The 15,979-nt window shown below is 71.3% G+C and carries 15 protein-coding genes and 1 pseudogene; 6 read left to right on the plus strand and 10 right to left on the minus strand.

Annotated elements, in window-relative coordinates:
* Positions 1-138: 138 nt before the first annotated feature.
* The 6 genes from ACFZBT_RS21330 to ACFZBT_RS21355 form a co-directional block, all read right to left on the minus strand.
* Positions 139-723: an ATP/GTP-binding protein gene (locus tag ACFZBT_RS21330; RefSeq protein WP_391105687.1), complete on the minus strand. Its 585-nt coding sequence runs from the start codon at positions 721-723 to the stop codon at positions 139-141.
* The gene (locus ACFZBT_RS21335; protein WP_391105689.1) at positions 710-1,069 is read right to left on the minus strand and encodes a DUF742 domain-containing protein; all 360 of its coding nucleotides are present in this window, start codon (positions 1,067-1,069) and stop codon (positions 710-712) included. The genes ACFZBT_RS21330 and ACFZBT_RS21335 overlap by 14 nt, the downstream gene beginning before the upstream one ends.
* Before the next feature lies 1 nt (position 1,070).
* On the minus strand, positions 1,071-1,502 hold the full coding sequence (locus ACFZBT_RS21340) for a roadblock/LC7 domain-containing protein (protein ID WP_020271575.1): 432 nt from the start codon (positions 1,500-1,502) through the stop codon (positions 1,071-1,073).
* Between the two features lie 14 nt (positions 1,503-1,516).
* Positions 1,517-4,141 carry a nitrate- and nitrite sensing domain-containing protein gene (locus tag ACFZBT_RS21345; protein WP_391105692.1) on the minus strand — a complete coding sequence of 875 codons (2,625 nt, stop codon included), beginning with the start codon at positions 4,139-4,141 and terminating at the stop codon, positions 1,517-1,519.
* A 191-nt stretch (positions 4,142-4,332) separates the two neighbouring features.
* Positions 4,333-5,337 carry a substrate-binding domain-containing protein gene (locus ACFZBT_RS21350; RefSeq protein ID WP_391105693.1) on the minus strand — a complete coding sequence of 335 codons (1,005 nt, stop codon included), beginning with the start codon at positions 5,335-5,337 and terminating at the stop codon, positions 4,333-4,335.
* Between the two features lie 215 nt (positions 5,338-5,552).
* Positions 5,553-6,380, minus strand: coding sequence for an SAM-dependent methyltransferase (locus tag ACFZBT_RS21355; RefSeq protein ID WP_391105695.1), 828 nt, complete (start codon positions 6,378-6,380; stop codon positions 5,553-5,555).
* A 297-nt stretch (positions 6,381-6,677) separates the two neighbouring features.
* On the opposite strand from ACFZBT_RS21355, the pseudogene ACFZBT_RS21360 reads away from it, so the two are divergent.
* A pseudogene (locus ACFZBT_RS21360) lies at positions 6,678-6,830 on the plus strand (transcriptional regulator); the annotation flags it as partial.
* Between the two features lie 25 nt (positions 6,831-6,855).
* A complete protein-coding gene (locus ACFZBT_RS21365) occupies positions 6,856-7,068 on the plus strand; it encodes a twin-arginine translocase TatA/TatE family subunit (RefSeq protein ID WP_391105988.1) in 213 nt (70 codons plus the stop codon).
* Here ACFZBT_RS21365 and ACFZBT_RS21370 read toward each other — a convergent pair.
* The 3 genes from ACFZBT_RS21370 to ACFZBT_RS21380 all read right to left on the minus strand — a co-directional run bounded on the left by ACFZBT_RS21370 (position 7,025) and on the right by ACFZBT_RS21380 (position 9,554).
* Positions 7,025-8,281 (minus strand): cytochrome P450, encoded by a 1,257-nt coding sequence (locus tag ACFZBT_RS21370; RefSeq protein ID WP_391105697.1) that lies wholly within the window; start codon positions 8,279-8,281, stop codon positions 7,025-7,027. The genes ACFZBT_RS21365 and ACFZBT_RS21370 overlap by 44 nt on opposite strands.
* Positions 8,282-8,424: 143 nt before the next feature.
* Positions 8,425-8,883 (minus strand): DUF6114 domain-containing protein, encoded by a 459-nt coding sequence (locus tag ACFZBT_RS21375; protein ID WP_391105699.1) that lies wholly within the window; start codon positions 8,881-8,883, stop codon positions 8,425-8,427.
* Positions 8,883-9,554 carry a DUF6230 family protein gene (locus ACFZBT_RS21380; protein WP_391105700.1) on the minus strand — a complete coding sequence of 224 codons (672 nt, stop codon included), beginning with the start codon at positions 9,552-9,554 and terminating at the stop codon, positions 8,883-8,885. The genes ACFZBT_RS21375 and ACFZBT_RS21380 overlap by 1 nt, the downstream gene beginning before the upstream one ends.
* Positions 9,555-10,092: 538 nt before the next feature.
* On the opposite strand from ACFZBT_RS21380, the gene ACFZBT_RS21385 reads away from it, so the two are divergent.
* A complete protein-coding gene (locus ACFZBT_RS21385; protein ID WP_391105702.1) occupies positions 10,093-10,734 on the plus strand; it encodes a Tat pathway signal sequence domain protein in 642 nt (213 codons plus the stop codon).
* 18 nt (positions 10,735-10,752) lie between these two features.
* Here ACFZBT_RS21385 and ACFZBT_RS21390 read toward each other — a convergent pair whose 3' ends face one another.
* On the minus strand, positions 10,753-11,658 hold the full coding sequence (locus ACFZBT_RS21390) for a lytic polysaccharide monooxygenase (RefSeq protein WP_391105704.1): 906 nt from the start codon (positions 11,656-11,658) through the stop codon (positions 10,753-10,755).
* A 369-nt stretch (positions 11,659-12,027) separates the two neighbouring features.
* On the opposite strand from ACFZBT_RS21390, the gene ACFZBT_RS21395 reads away from it, so the two are divergent.
* From ACFZBT_RS21395 to ACFZBT_RS21405, 3 genes are all read left to right on the plus strand, one after another.
* On the plus strand, positions 12,028-13,827 hold the full coding sequence (locus ACFZBT_RS21395; protein ID WP_391105706.1) for a S8 family serine peptidase: 1,800 nt from the start codon (positions 12,028-12,030) through the stop codon (positions 13,825-13,827).
* A gap of 257 nt (positions 13,828-14,084) precedes the next feature.
* Complete coding sequence (locus ACFZBT_RS21400) at positions 14,085-14,732, plus strand: ScbR family autoregulator-binding transcription factor (protein WP_391105708.1); 648 nt, start codon at positions 14,085-14,087, stop codon at positions 14,730-14,732.
* A 44-nt stretch (positions 14,733-14,776) separates the two neighbouring features.
* Positions 14,777-15,964: an ARMT1-like domain-containing protein gene (locus tag ACFZBT_RS21405; RefSeq protein ID WP_391105710.1), complete on the plus strand. Its 1,188-nt coding sequence runs from the start codon at positions 14,777-14,779 to the stop codon at positions 15,962-15,964.
* Positions 15,965-15,979 lie beyond the last annotated feature (15 nt).

Raw genomic sequence — 15,979 nt, forward strand, 5'->3', positions numbered from 1 at the left:
AACTGGAAACCCAGTTCCCGCTCGTTAAGATGGACCCGGTGGAGGTCGCCACGGCCTGGCTGAAGTCGCTGGGCGTGGCCTGACACGCCGGTCCCGCGGCCCGGGCGGTGCGCACCGCCCGGGCCGCGCCATGTCTCCCTAGGCCTGGACCGCCGACGCGATCAACTGGTCGATCAGCGCGATCAGTACGCCCTTGCACGACTCCCGGTCCCGGGCGTCGCACAGCAGCACCCGCACATGGTCCGGCACCGCGAGCGCGTCCCGGATGTCCTCGGCCGGATACGGATGCTTGCCATAGAAGCCGTTGACCCCGACGACGAAGGGGATCTTCCGGCGTTCGAAGAAGTCGATCGCGGCGAAGCTGGACTCGGGTCTGCGGACGTCGACCAGGACCACGGCGCCGAGCGCGCCCAGCGCCAGGTCGTTCCACATGAACCAGAACCGCTGCTGCCCCGGCGTGCCGAACAGGTACAGCACCAGTTCCCGGCTGAGGGTGATTCTGCCGAAGTCCAGGGCCACGGTGGTGGCCCGCTTCTCCTCGATGCCGTCGAGGTCGTCGATGCCCAGACCGGCCATGGTCAGGGGTTCCTCGGTGCGCAGCGGGGCGATCTCGCTGACCGACCCGACCATGGTGGTCTTGCCCACGCCGAAGCCCCCGGCGATGAGGATCTTGACCGTGTCGGGTGCCGAGGACGCGTCAGTGACGGGGTCAGAGCCGGCCAAGGCCGTCCCTCACTTTCTGCAGCAGGTCCAGGTCCGGAGTGGTACGGGAGACGAGGCGCGGCGGGCGGACGGTGATCCGGCCCGCCTCCAGCAGGTCGCAGAGCAGGATGACGACCACGCTCACCGGCAGGTCGAGCCGGGCGGCCAGCTCCGCCACGGCGACCGGCTCGGCACAGAGCCGGAGGATCCGGGTGTGCTCGGGCTGGCACCGGGCCGCGGCGGCCGGCGGCGGATCGACCGCGGTCACCGTCGCGATGAGCGTGAAGTCGGCACGGCTGGGCCGGGTCCGGCCACCGGTCAGCGCGAACGGTCTTACGAGCCGGCCCGCCGAGTCGCCTTCGCCCACCTCACACGCCTGGGTCGACGACGGGTCCGGCCATGCCCCGCGGTGCCGCGCTGAGGTGCTCGCCGATCTTCTTCACCAGCATGTTCATCTGGTACGCCACCACACCGACGTCCGCGCCCGGTCCGGTCAGCACGACCAGATGGGCGCCGGGCCCGGCGGAGGTCAGGATCAGATAGCTGTTGGCCATCTCGATGAGCGCCTGGCGCACCGGACCGCCACGGAAGTCCATGCTGACGCCCTTGCTCAGGCTCATCAGACCGGACGCGGTCGCCGCGAGCCGCTCGGCGTCGTCGCGCAGGAACCCGGTGGACTTGCTGACCACCAGGCCGTCCTCGGAGAGCACCACGGCCTGGTTCACGTCGGCGACCCGCTCCACGAGTCCGGTCAGCAGCTGGTCGAGCTGGGTGTGGGTGGCGGGGATGGGGCGTGTCATTGCGGAGTCCTTCGTCAGCGGTCGGCGGGCGGAGTCGAGGGGACGGCGTCGGCGGCGGCCTGCCGGGGTGGTGCGGCCGGGTCCTCGTCACGGGCCCGGAGCGTGCCGCGCTGGAAGCCGGCCAGGGAGGAGGCGGCGGCTTCCGCGGTGAAGTCGTCGAGGGAGCCGTCGTCGCCGTCGGGCACGGCCTCTTCGCGCAGTTCCTCGACCAGGCTGGTCTGCGGCACCCGACGGGGGAGCGGGGCGAGGCCGTCCTCGCGGAGGGCGCGAGCGACGGGTGCGGTCCGGGCCGCGACGAGGGGCCGCGGCTCACGACCGGAACGGCCGTCGCCGGCACTGCCGGTGGTGCTCTCGGACCCGGCGTCGCCGCCGCTGGTGCCGGAGACGCTCTCGGCCCCCGCGGCCCGCTCGGCACCCACTGAGTTCCGCCCGCCGCCCGAGTGCTGTCCGGCTTCCGGGCTTCGGCTGTCCGCCGTGTTCTGCCCGTGGTGCGGGCCTCGGCCGTCCGCCGGGCCCTGCCCGTCGCCCGCGCCGCGTTGGTCGCCCAAGGCCATTTCGGCCACCGCGCTTCGCCCGTCCTCCGGGTCTTCGTCGTCCTTCGGCCCGCCGCCGGCCGGGACGCCCGTGCCGCGAGGCCCGCCGAGGGCCGTCAGACTGTGCGTGCCGTTCATGGACGTGGCGTCGCGGGTGCCGGGTGTGCCGGTGGAGGGGATCTCCCGGACCACGATGTCGTGCGGTATCAGCACGATCGCCGTGGTCCCACCGTACGGCGACAGGCGCAGGGTGACGGCGATGCCGTGCCGGTGGGCCAGCTGGGCTATCACGAACATGCCGAGGCGAAGATCGTCGGCGAGGGCGACCACGTCGAACTGCGGGGGCACCGCGAGCTGTTCGTTGAAGGAGGCGTAGTCCTCCTCCGACATGCCGAGTCCGCGGTCCTCGACCTCGACGGCGAGGCCCTTGGCCACCATCTGGGCCCGCACCGTGACGGGGCTGGGGGCGGGGGAGTACGCGGTCGCGTTGTCGATGAGCTCGGCCAGCAGATGGATGACGTCGGCGACCGCGGGCGGGGCGACGTACACCTCCTCCTCGGTGTCCACCGCCACCCGCCGGTACTCGGCGACCTCGCCGACCGCGCTGCGCAGGATGTCCATCAGCGCGACCGGCTCGGCCCAGCTGCGGCCCGGCCGTTCGCCGCTGACGATGACGAGGTTCTCCTCGTAGCGGCGCAACTGGCTGGCCGTGGAGTCCAGTTCGTACAGGCCCTTGAGAATGTCGGGGTCGCTGTGCTCGCGCTCCAGCGCGTCGAGCTTGCTCAGCTGGAGGTTGACCAGGTTCTGGCTCTGCCGGGCGATGCCCAGGATGACCTTCTGGAAGCCGCGCCGGGTGTCGGCGAGTTCGACCGCGGTGTGCACGGCCGTGCGCTGGGCGGTGTTGAACGCCTGGGCCACCTGGCCGAGTTCGTCGTGCCCGTAGTCCAGCCGGGTCGTCGCCGACTCCGGGTCGACCGTCTCGCCCCGCTCCAGCCGGGCCACCACGTCCGGCAGCCGCTCCTTCGCCAGGCTGAGCGTGGCCAGGCGCAGACCGCGCAGCCGCCGGGACAGCGAGCGGGTGATCCGCCAGGACATGCCGACGCACAGCAGCAGCGCGAGCAGCCCGCCGGCGCTCAGCGACGCCGCCTTGATCAGTGTCCCGTCCGCCTTGTCGGCGCTGCGTTCCAGCAGTCCCGACGTCTGCCGCTCGATGAGGCTCGCGTAGTGCGCGGACAGCTTGTCCATGGCGGCGTTCCACCGCTTCTGCGTGTCCGGCAGGGCGATCCGGTCCGCGTCGGCGCTGGAGTTCCGGGCCGCCAGCACCTGGTCCTCGATCGACTGCAGCGTCCGCCACTCCGGGCTCGCCAGGATCCGCTCGGTCTGTGCCTTGGCCTCGCCGGTGAGCTGGGGCACGACCTGGTCCTGGACCAGCCAGCGGCGGGTGTTCACCATCTCCGCGTACCGCACCCACTCCGCGTCGGTGAGATGCCCGGACGGCCAGGCCAGGGTGAGCTGCGCGTCCTCCCGGGAGACCAGCTCCGCCGCGTGCTCCAGCCCGACCAGCGGGCCGGCCTGCGAGGTGAGGTCGCCGTCGTCGACCTGGGAGAGCTCCTGGAAGGCGTGGATCTGGTCGTCGATGATCGAGGAGTACTGGTCCAGCGCCTGCTGGGGGGTGATGTCGGTGGGGTCGTCCACCTGGTCCCGGTAGTACTCGAGGCTTCCCACCGAGCCCAGCACCGAGTACAGCCGGTCGGAGACGCGGGCGGGCGCCTTCTCGATCGCGTCCGCCTGCCCGACCAGCTTCGCGACCGCCTTGTCGGTGTCCTCGCGCTGCGCGTCGAGGGCGGCCCGGGAACCGTGCGGCGAGGCCAGCCAGGCGGCCGACAGGCTGCGTTCCCGCTGCAGCGCGAGCGTCGCGTCGGTGCCCATGGCGCCGGTCGACCGGCTCAGCTCCGTCTGGTCCCGCAGCCTGAGGCCCTCCGAGAACATCTGGATCGTCGTCACACCCCACATGGCGGCGAGGGTGACGCTGGGCACCAGGGCCAGCAGCCACAGGGAGAGGCGTATGGAACCGAGACGGCGCCGGGCACCTGTCCGTCGAGACATCGTCGTCCTAGGGCGATCAGCGGGGAGCGAGGAACGGGGAAGCGGAACGGTCGGGGAGGGCGGGGGACGGGCGCGGGGGTGAGAGCGTGCCGGGCGCGGCACATGGGATGCGCAGGATGTTATCCGTACAAGTGGGCGTGCGAACCGGGCCTGACCGAATCTTTGGCGACACCGTCACAGGAAGTGTCCGGTCACCGGGTTCCGGCGGCGGCGAACCGTGCCACAGCGGACACGTTCGACCTGGTCACGAACGCGGGACCGGTGAGCACCGGAGCCGTCCCGCCGCCGCTGACGTTGCCGTTGGTGCGGTACAGCCACAGGGCGTCCACCGCGAGGTAGCCCTGGAGGTACGGCTGCTGGTCCACGGCGAACTGCACATCGCCGCGCTGGACCGCCTTGACCAGGTCCTTGTCGAGGTCGAAGGTGGCCACCTCGGCCCTGCTGCCGGCCTGATCGACGGCCTTGACCGCGCTGAGCCCGTACTGGGCGCCCAGGGTGACGACCTCGTCGATGCTCGAGTCCTGCCGCAGCCGGGACGCGATCGTGGCGGTCACCGCGTTCATGTCGGCGCCGTCCACGTACAGGTTGTCGGTGTCGCCGCCGAACGTCTTCCGCACGCCGGCGCAGCGGGCCTCCAGCGCCACGTTGCCCCGCTCGTGCACCACGCACAGGGCGTGCTTGGCCTTGACCTCGTCCAGCTTGTCGCCGACGGCCCGGCCGGCGACGGACTCGTCCTGGCCGAAGTACTCCAGGAGCCCGGCGGGCCGCCAGGCGTCGATGCCGGAGTTGAGTCCGACGACGGGGATGCCTGCCGCCTTGGCCTGGGCGACCGGGCCGCGCATTGCCGCCGGTTTGGCCAGCGTCACGGCGATGCCGTCGACCTTGTCGCGGACCGCGTCCTTCACCAGCGCGGCCTGCGCGGCCGGGTCGGAGTCGCCGGCGTACGTCAGGTCGATGCCGTCCTTGGCGGCCGCCGTCTCCGCGCCTCGGCGCACCAGGTCCCAGAAGGCGTCGCCCTTGCCGCCGTGGGTGACGAGGGCGACCTTCATCCCGCCGCCGGACGCGGCTGCCGTATCCGCCCTGTCGTCGGCGGCGCCGAGGACGGTGCAGCCGGACAGCAGCAGGCACACGGCGGAGGCCAGGGCCACGGATCGGGAAAGTCTCAGGGAGGCGGGCTGCGGGGGAGGAGTGTTCATGGGGGGTGGACCTCGCTGTGCGGCCGAGCAAGAGCAGGGTGAGAGCACAGCGGGGTCGTGAACGTGCACGAACCGATGACTCTCTCTGGCCCGGAGCCAACCGTGTGTGACCACTGGTCGTCAAGTGAGCGGCCACAAACCGTGAGTTGCCGCTGCCGCATCGTGATGATCCGTCCGGCGGGCCGAACGCCGAGGTCAGAGCCCCTTTCCCCGGGCTACGGCTTGCGCGCCACCGCCCCGTACATCGCGATGTCCTCGTCCCGGATCGTGACACCGTTCCCGGTACCGCCGTTTTCCGTACCGTCCGTGCGGTTCGGGCGCCACTTGTGGACCTGCGTGATGCCGGGCTCCACCAGGTCGAGCCCCTCGAAGAACTCCGCCGCCTCGGGCAGGGTGCGCAGCCGCATCGGCATGCCGCGCGCGGCGTACTCCCGGGCCACCCGGCCGACCTCGTCGGGCGCGAAGTCGGCGGTGCCGACCGACATCGCGAGACAGCTGCCCGACGGCAGCGGGTCCAGGAGCCGGCGGACGATGCCGACGGCGTCGTGCTCGTCCAGCATGAAGTGCACGATCGCGATGACGGTCAGCGCGACCGGCTGCGACAGATCGAGGGTCTCCCGGAAGCCGGCGGCGCCGAGGACGGCCTCCGGGTCGCGCATGTCCGCCTCGACGTACGCGGTCCCGCCCTCGGGCGTGCCGGACAGCAGGCCCTGGGAGAGGGAGAGGACGAGCGGATCGTTGTCGACGTAGACGACCCGGGCGTCCGGGGCCGCCGCCTGGGCGATCTCGTGCAGGTTGGGCGGGGTCGGGATGCCGGTGCCGATGTCGAGGAACTGGCGTATCCCCGCCTCGGCGGCGAGATACCGCACGGCGCGGTGCATGAAGTCGCGGTTCGCCCGCATGTGGACCGGCAGGGCCGGCCACTCGCGGCACATGGCGTCGCCCGCCTCCCGGTCGGCGGGGTGGTTGTCGTCGCCGCCGAGGATGTAGTCGTAGATCCGCGCGGAGTGCGCGCTCTCGGTGTCGATGCGGTGCTCCGGCATCCGTGGGCCTCCTGGCAGTCGTCAACGTCACCGGCACCGGCCGAAGTCGGCCGGGCCGCGTGCGATTCCACCACCAACGGTCCGCCGGCGGAAGGAAACCGCCGCGGGCCGCCCGGTGAGGGGTAGGACGCCCGCCGCGGTGTCGCGTGGAGTCCGCGGTCGGCCATGGGCGCACCGCCATGGCCGCGTCCCCTCGCCTCCTGGCCCGGGCGGCCCCCTTCGGCCCGCCTGGACCGGGGCGGCTCGCGGGACGACGGGACGCGACACGCGACGGACACGACGGAAGGGGCGGGGACGGTGGCGGCTGCCGGCAGTGGCTTCGAGGACCCCTCCGCCGACTTGCTCGCCCAGGCGGCCGCCGCCTTCGGGCTGCTGGCCTCGCCCGCCCGGCCGCACATCGTCTGGGCGCCGGCCCAGGGCGAGAACACGCTGCTACGTGCTGCGCAACGGCCTTGAGCCCTGGCATCTGCTGATCGTGGGGATCGTCCTGTTCGGCTCGGAGAAACTGCCGGACACGGCGCGTTCACTCGGCCGCTCGATGCGGATCCTCAAGAGCGAGGCGAAGACGATGGAGGAGGAGGGCGCCGGAGGACCGGCCTCCGGGGATCCGGACCTCCGGGATCCGGCGCCCTCCGCGGGGTCCGTCAGCCCGTCAGGACCGGCAGAGTCCGATGGCCGTGCGAGATGAACGAGTCCACCGGCCGCAGCTCGTCCGCAGGTACGGCCAGGGTGAGGCCGGGGAACCGTTCGAACAGGGCGGGCAGGGCCACGCGCGCCTCCAGCCGGCCGAGCGGGGCGCCCAGGCAGTGGTGGACGCCGTACCCGAAGGCCAGATGGTCCTTCGCGGCGCGGGTGACGTCGAAGAGGGCGGCGTCCGGGCCGTGCTGCTCCGGGTCGCGTCCGGCGGCGGCGTACGCGGCGAGGATCGCCTCGCCCTTGCGGATCACCGCGCCGTCCGGGCCGCCCAGTTCACCGAGGGGCAGATCCTCGACGGCGTACCGCAGCGGCAGGCTGGCCACCGGTGCCTCGGCCCGCAGGGTCTCCTCGATCACATCGTCCCAGGAGGCGCGCCCGTCGCGGACGTGCGCGAGCTGCTCGGGGTGGGTGAGCAGCGCGTGGGCGGCGTTGTCGAGCAGATTGACCGTCGTCTCGTGACCGGCGCTGATCATCAGCATCAGCGTGTCGAGCAGTTCCTGCTCGCTGAGCCGCGTGCCGCTCTCCTCCTCGTGGGCCGCGATCAGCGCGGAGGTGAGGTCGTCCCCCGGCGCCGCCCGTTTCGCGGCGACGAGTTCGCCGAGGACGGCGTAGAACCGGGCGTAGATGTCGGCGACCTCGGCGGCGTCGGCCGAGGTGTGGAAGACGCCGTCCACCACGACTCTCAGCTCGTCACCCAGTTCCTCGGGCAGCCCGAGCAGTTCGCCGATGACCTGGATGGGCAGCGGGTAGCAGAACTCCTCCCGCAGATCGACCGCCTGGCCGTCCGCGCCGCCGCCGGCCCCCGCCTTGGCGACCCGGTCGAGCAGCGCAGCGGTGATCTCCTCGATCCGTGGCCGCAGCGCGTTGGTGCGACGGCCGGTGAACGCCTTGGAGACGAGGGTGCGCAGCCGTTTGTGCTCGGTGCCGTAGGCCGTGAACATGCTCTGCACCGCTACCCAGGTGAACAGCGGCCAGTCCGGTGAGACCTCTCCGTCGATCCAGCGCTGCCAGTGTCGGCGCGGGTCCTTCGACACCCGCGGGTCGGTGAGCAGCCGTTTCAGCAGTGGGGTACTGCTCACCGCCCAGGCCGGGACACCGTGGGGGAGTTCGACGGGGGTGACGGGTCCGCGCTCGCGGATCCGGGTCGCCTCGCCGTGGATGTCGCGGCCGGTCGGGTCGATCACGATCGGGTGGGTCTGATCCATCGGACTCTCCCTGGGCTGACTGCGGTTGGACGCCACGCGCCCGCCTCATGGGCGGGTACGTGGCCCATCCAGCCAAGTGGCCGCGGCCGTGCGATGCCAGGGGGTACGGGATCACTGGCCTGAAGAGAGTCACGGGGCCTGATTCAGACGGCCTGTCCGACCTCTCGCTCCAGGGGCGGGGCCTCCGCCCGCGCGGCCTTGGCTGCCTTCCTGCGCTGCCGCCGGCTGACCCGCGGCTCCTGGTTCGGAAGCCAGCCGAAGGTGAGACAGCTGCCGACGATGCCCAGGAGCATGCCCACGAAGAAGCCGCCCAGGTTCGAGGTCATCCAGGTGGCCAGGGAGACCAGCACGCCGATGACCGAGTAGAACAGGCGCTGGGTGGGATTGAAGAGGATCAGCACACCGCACAGCAGCATCACGGCCGGAAACAGATAGCCGGCCAGACCCTGCATGCCGACGTGCAGGACGACGTCCAGTGACGCCTTCAGGGTGAGCAGGACCTCCGCCCCGCCCAGGGTGAGCAGCAGCCCGCCCCAGAAGGGACGGCCCGCCCGCCACCGGCGGAAGGCGGACCGGACGTTCCCGCGTGAGCCGCCGGGCATCAGCAGCCCGACTCGCCGAAGCCCAGCTTCAGCCCGGGCAGCTTGAACACACCGGCCGTCGTGGCGTAGTTGGTCTGCCGCAGCTTCTTGATGCGCACGGTGTCGGACTGCTGGCTGAACACGCCGATGGGTCCCTTGCCCAGGTCCCCGGCCTTGTTGAGCTTGCTGGCGTCGTTGCCGATCTCGATGTTCTTGAAGGCCGCGTCGCCCGAGAGCTGCGTCGAGTCGGTGGTCAGGTCGGTGGCCCGGACCTTCTTCGCGCCTTCACCCGCCCTGATGATCAGGTTCGTGCCGCCCAGGTCCACGCTCTGGCACAGCTTGGTGAGTGTCGCGTCCTTGATGACGGAGGTGACGGTCAGCACCTGACCGCCGGTGTCACCCGCGTTCGGGCTGCCCTCGGCCATCTCCCTCAGATTGCCGAACTGCGCGAAGCCTTCGCCCTTCAACTCGGTCGCGGTAACCGTGAAAGGCATGCCGGAGATGGCGAACTGCACGCCAAGCGCCCCCTCGGCGGTGAGGACCAGGAGGCCCGCGGTGACCAGGGTGGCCGGCACCGCCATCACCGCGGCCCGGCGTGCCCGGACCCGCCCGCGGCGCGCGCCGGCGTCGGCGATGTCCGCGGCGGCGGTGCTGTCCGGTCTCTCGGGGGTGTGTTCGGCGGAGGAGGTCATGTCTGCTCCAGGTGCGTGTCGGTGCGGATCGAGACTTCGGTGGCACGTTGCCCTGGCGCGGACACCGACCGCGTACGTATGCGCTACGACTGCGCTGCGACGCGGTAGCCGAATCGGAAGTTACCGGGGGTTACATGAAGGGTCAAGGGAAGTGTGAACAAAGAGTGTTGAATGTGCGCCGCGTGTGAGTCAACGGCGTTCGGAAACTCTCAAGGGAGGCACAACTCCCCTGCGATGCCTTGACGTTGACTGACCGGTAGGTCTACAACTCTCCTCGTCTCACCGGATCCGTGGCGCCGGATCCGCCACGCGGCACCGTTCGCGCGCCCCAGGACCGCCGGTCCTGAACGGGTATCTCGCCGTGCCGCCAGCCACCCCCCGCCCGGCCCGGCCGGCGCCGCGTCCCCGTGCGCGCCTCCGGCCGGTGACCGGACCGCCGTTGCCGGTCCGTCACGTACGGAGAAGGCGTGACGGACCGGCAACGGCGGACGCCTGTGCGCGCCCCCTCACCCCCCGTTTTCGAAAGAGGTACACCCGCATGCGTACTCGCACCCTGCTCGCCCTCACCGCCGCCGTCGCGGCCCTGGGGCTCGCCGCCCCCGCCTCGGCTGCCGACACCCCGGTCCTGACCACCACCGACGGCGCGGCCGTCGCGGTCGGCGACGTCCTCGACGCGTCCCTGGCGAGCGGCACCGCCGCCACCTTCTACTCCAGCGCGACCGGCACCAGCGGCATCTCGTGCAAGACGTCGGCGTTCTCCGCCGAGGTCACCACCAACCCGGCCGCCCCGGGCACCGCCACCGAGTCCCTGGCCTCGCACACCTTCGACACCAGCGGCTGTACCACCAACGTCGTCGGTTCGCTCGGCGTCAACAGCATCACCGTCGACAACCTGCCCTACACCGCCAGCGTGTCCTCCGACGGCACCGTCTCCGTGACCCCGGGCGCGAGCTCCGCCATCCAGTCCACGGTCAAGCTGCGCACCCTGCTCGGCAGCATCACCTGCGTCTACCAGGCCCCCAGTCTGACCGGCACGGCGAGCAACGCCGACCACAGCATCTCCTTCACCAACCAGCAGTTCACGAAGGTCTCCGGTTCGTCGCTCTGCTTCAGCAACGCCTTCTTCACCGCCAAGTACGCCCCGGTGACGAAGGGCGGCGTGGCGATCAACGTCAACTGAGCTTCCCGCAAGGTTGGTTCAGCGTCGCCGTAGCCGTACGGCCAGGGCGGCGCCGCCGGTGAGCAACAGCACCGCCGCGGCGCCGCCCGCCAGCATGGGCGTGGAGGGCCCCGAGCCGGGGCCGGAGGTGGCGGCGACCGGGGTGTGCTCACTCTGGGGCTGCTGCGGCTGCGGGTCGGCGGCGCTCTGTCCCGGCTGCTTCTCGCTCTCCTTCTCCTTCTCCGCCTTCTTGCTCTCCTTCTCTTCCGGAGCCGCCGACTCCTTCTGCGGAGCTGCCGCCGCCTTCTCCGGGAACACCACGTCCGAGCACGAGTAATAGGTGTCCGGCGTACTGCTGTTCTGCCACACCGTGTACAGCACGTGCCGCCCGGTCCGGTCCGACGGCAGGGTCGCCTCCAGGCGGTAGGCGCCGTCCGTCAGGGCCGGGTCCGTCACCTCCGCGAAGGGCTTATCGGGCAGGTCGGACCAGGACAGCGGCCCGGCCGGGTCGTAGCCGGGCTTCGTCAGGTACATCCGGAACGTGCCGGTGTGCGGGATCGTCGAGACGTACCGCATGGTCAGCGTCGCACCGGGCGTCATCCGGGTCGACGGCCAGTCGGCGCGGGCGAGGTCGAGACCCCGGTAGGCGGGCAGGCCCCCGCTGCACAGCTTCCCGTCGGGGACGACCTGCCGGTCCCGGCCGTTCACGTTCGCCAGCCGCAGGTTGTCCCAGGCCGTGAAGGGCGCGCCGTTCGCGGCGACGGCCGCGCGGCACGCCGCCGAGCCGGCGCGCTCGCCGCCCTCGGGGGAGCAGGCCACCACCCTGCTCACCGGATCCGTCGGCGCGCCGTGTGCCCCCGCCGGTCCGGCGGCCCACAGCGGCAGCAGCAGCGGGGTCACGAGGGCGGCCGCGAGTGCGGTGCGGTGTGCGGTCGTACGAGGCATCCCTCTGCGTCTCCTCGGCCGGGGCGGCAACGTCGGTAGTGCAGTACGGGAAACCGTCCCGGCGCGTTCACCGCGCACGGACGCGTTCGAAAAGGGGGCATTCGAGCCCAACTGCCCTCCATAGAGGGTCGGTTCCCGGCCGGATCGAGGGTTTCCCCCGTATCCCGATGACCTTCCCTTTGCCTATCGTTCGACCACATCGAGCACAGCTGACCTACAGGTAACCCCGAACGGGTCCGCTCGCCTTCTCGCCTGGCCGGCCATCGCGTCGCTCTTCGCTTTTCGAACCACCCCCCTCCGCTTCGACGACGAAGCGACTCCACCGCCGCTCCGCCCAGCCCGGAGTCAGGCCACGAAAGGCAACCGACCGTGCGTACCTCCCCAGAGCTCAGACGGAAGCTGATATCCGTCGCCGTCGTCTCCGCCGCCCTGCTGACCGCCGCCCCCGCCTCGGTCGCCGTCGCCCAGGAGTCCGCACCCCGCCCCGCCGCCGTCCCCACCGCGCAGACCGAGGCCGCTCCCGGCGCCACGGCCGAGCGCCTCATCGTCGGTTACAAGTCCGGCGCCACCGAGGCCAAGTCGAACAAGGCCGCCGCCGCCGACGCCGAGGCCAAGGCCGAGAAGACCGGCGAGGATGTCGACTTCCAGCGCCGTCTCGGCACCGGTGCCGCCCTCGTCGACCTGGGCACCGGCACCACTCGCGCGTCCGTCGCCGACGTCGTCGCCCAGTACGAGGCCGACCCGCAGGTCGCCTACGTCGTCCCGGACCGTCTGAACAAGCCGACGGCCGTCACCCCGAACGACACCGAGTACTCCAAGCAGTGGGACCTGTTCGAGTCCACCGCGGGCATGAACGTCCCGGCCGCCTGGGACACCACCACCGGCAGCGGTGTCACCGTCGCCGTCATCGACACGGGCTACGTCGCCCACTCCGACCTGGCCGCGAACATCGTCGGCGGCTACGACTTCATCTCCGACACCGCCGTCTCCGTCGACGGCAACGGCCGTGACAGCAACCCGGCCGACCCGGGCGACTGGTACAACGCGGGCGAGTGCGGCACGGGCATCCCGGCCTCCAGCTCCTCCTGGCACGGCACCCACGTGGCCGGCACCATCGCCGCCGCCACCCACAACGGCAAGGGCATCGCCGGCATCGCCTACGGCGCGAAGATCTCCCCGGTCCGGGTCCTCGGCAAGTGCGGAGGCTACGACTCCGACATCATCGACGCGATCACCTGGGCCTCCGGCGGCACCGTCTCCGGCGTGCCCGCCAACACGAACGTCGCCAAGGTCATCAACATGAGTCTCGGCGGGGGCGGCGCCTGCTCCACCGCCACCCAGAGCGCCATCACCGGCGCCGTGAACCGCGGCACCTCGGTCGTCGTCGCGGCCGGCAACGAGAACCAGAACGTCTCCAACTCCTCCCCGGCGAACTGCAACAACGTCATCTCCGTCGCCGCGACCAACCGCGCGGGCAGCCGTGCCTCGTACTCCAACTTCGGTTCGCTCGTGGACATCTCCGCCCCCGGCGGCGAGACCCGCACCTCCACCGCCAACGGCATCCTGTCCACGCTGAACTCCGGTACGAAGACGCCGTCGAGCGAGAACTACGCCTCCTACCAGGGCACCAGCATGGCCACCCCGCATGTCGCGGGCCTCGCCGCGCTGATGAAGTCGGCGAACTCCGCCCTCACCCCGGCGCAGATCGAGTCGGCCATCAAGGCCAACGCCCGTGCCCTGCCCGGCACCTGCTCCGGCGGCTGCGGCGCCGGCCTCGCGGACGCCGCCAAGACGGTCCAGGCCGTCAAGGGCGGCACGTCCACCGGCACGACCTTCTCCAGCAACACCGCCGTCGCCGTCCCGGACAACGGCGCGGCGATCGAGTCGCCGATCAGCGTCACCGGCCGCAGCGGCAACGCCCCCTCGGCCCTCCAGGTCGGCGTCGACATCACGCACACCTACCGCGGCGACCTCGTCATCGACCTCGTCGCGCCGGACGGCTCGACGTACCGTCTGAAGTCCGCCGCGTCGGACTCCGCCGACAACGTGAACACCACCTACACGGTGAACGCGTCGAGCGAGACCGCCAACGGCACCTGGAAGCTGCGCGTCCAGGACACGTCGGCGCAGGACACGGGCACGCTCAACAGCTGGAAGCTGACCTTCTGATTCGCGCTCACCAGCGGGCGGGTCGACCGGTGCGGATGGGGCACCGGCCGGCCCGCCTTTACGTCTGCCCGCACAACCCCCACAGTCAGATACCGAACGCGCTGTTTTCTTTCACGGGGCGCGATTGTTTTGCCGGATGTGCACCCGCACTCCGGCACACTGGTGTGATGAACGCCGTCTGAGGGTGAGTTATCGTGTACGGCGGGTAAAAACAAACGGCATGACCCGTTCATTTCCGTCCCGGGAGAGTTCAGCCGATGGCGAGGCAGTTGCGAGCCGAGCAGACCCGCTCGACGATCATCACAGCCGCCGCTGACCTGTTCGACCGTCGCGGCTACGAATCGACCAGTCTCAGCGACATCGTGGAGCACGCTCAGGTCACCAAGGGTGCCCTGTACTTCCACTTCGCGGCCAAGGAGGATCTCGCCCACGCGATCCTCGAACTCCAGTCGCACACCGCCCGCAGGCTGGCGACGGAGACCGACAACCGCGGCCACACCTCTCTGGAAGCGCTGATGCGCCTCACGTTCGGCATCACCCGCATGTCCGTCGAGGACCCGGTCCTGCGAGCCGGCCTGCGGCTCGCCACCGGCGGGATCGAACCGCGGCCGCCGCTGAGCCATCCCTTCACGGAATGGCTGGACATCGTCACCAACCGGCTCGTCGGCGCGGTCAAGGACTCCGACGTCCACCCGGACGTCGATGTCGATGTCGTGGCCCACTCCCTGGTCTGCTTCTTCGTCGGCACCCGGGTCGTGGGCCGCTCCCGCGAGCCCGTCGCGCGCCAGCCCCGCAGGACGGCCGAGATGTGGAACATACTCATCCGCGGCCTGGTCCCGGTGACCCGCCGCGCCCGCTATCTGAGCCTGGCGGCCCGCCTGGAGCGGGAGATCGCCCCGGTCTGACCTGCCCGACCCGGTCCTGAAGCCCGCGCGCTACGGTGAGGCGCATGCCCGACACCCCCACCCCGCCCGTGCTCCTCGGCAACCAGCCGGGCTCGTTCCCCCACAGCGTGCTGGCCGAGCGGCACCCCGCGATCATCCGGCAGGTCCGCGAGGCCTTCCCCTTCGAACCGGGGCAGCACCGCGCGCTCGACGAGCTGCTGGCGAACTGCACCGAGGGCGAGATCGAACCGCTCCCCGCCGACGCGCACGACCGGGGCCTCTGGGAGACCTGGGGGCTCGGCGAGTACACCGGCCGCTCCTGGTTCGACGTGCCGTGGCTGTGGTCCGAGAGCTGGTTCTACCGCCGACTGCTCCAGGCCGTCGGCTATTTCGGCCCGGGACCCTGGCAGGGAATCGACCCCTTCCGCCCCTTCAAACTGGCCGAACTCGACTCCGCCGAGACCGGCGAGGAACTGGCCGCACTCGACGACCTCGCGCACCGGCCGGCCGGTGAACAGGCACAGGCCCTGCTGCACGGCTCCCTCTGGGGCAACCGGGCCGACCTCGGCTTCCGCCTCTCGGCCGAGGGCGCACGGGACGCGGACGCCGCCCCCGGTCTGGTGGCCGACGACAGCGAGCGGCTGTGGTCCCTGCTCGACAGCCCCGGCGGCACCGGCACCCTGTGCCTGGTCGCCGACAACGCGGGCCGCGAACTCGTGCCCGACCTGCTGCTCATCGCCCACCTCCTGGCCCACGGCCGGATCGGACGGGCGGTCCTGCACGTCAAGCCGTACCCCTACTACGTCTCCGACGCCACCACCGCGGACGTCGTCGACGCGCTGCGCCGGCTGACCGGTGCCGGGGGAGCGGCCGCCGATCACGGACGGCACCTGTGGTCGGCCCTGGCGGACGGCCGGCTCACCCTGCGGGCCCACCCCTTCTCCAGCGCCCCGCTGCCCTACGAGGAGATGCCCGGCGACCTGCGCGCCGAGTTCGCCTCGGCCACGCTCACGATCTTCAAGGGCGACCTCAACTACCGCCGCCTGGTGGGCGACCGGCTCTGGTCTCCCACGACCCCCTTCACGGACGTCACCGCGTACTTCCCCGGCCCGGTCGCCGCCCTGCGCACCCTGAAGTCCGACGTGATCACCGGCCTCGACAGCCGTACGGAGGCCGAACTGGTCGCGGCGGAGGAGCAGCGCTGGCGGACCAGTGGCACACACGCGCTGATCCAGGTGAGGGTCCCCGGCTAAGCCTCCACCGACTAG

Source organism: Streptomyces sp. NPDC008137 (assembly GCF_042957035.1).
Classification (GTDB): Bacteria; Actinomycetota; Actinomycetes; order Streptomycetales; family Streptomycetaceae; genus Streptomyces.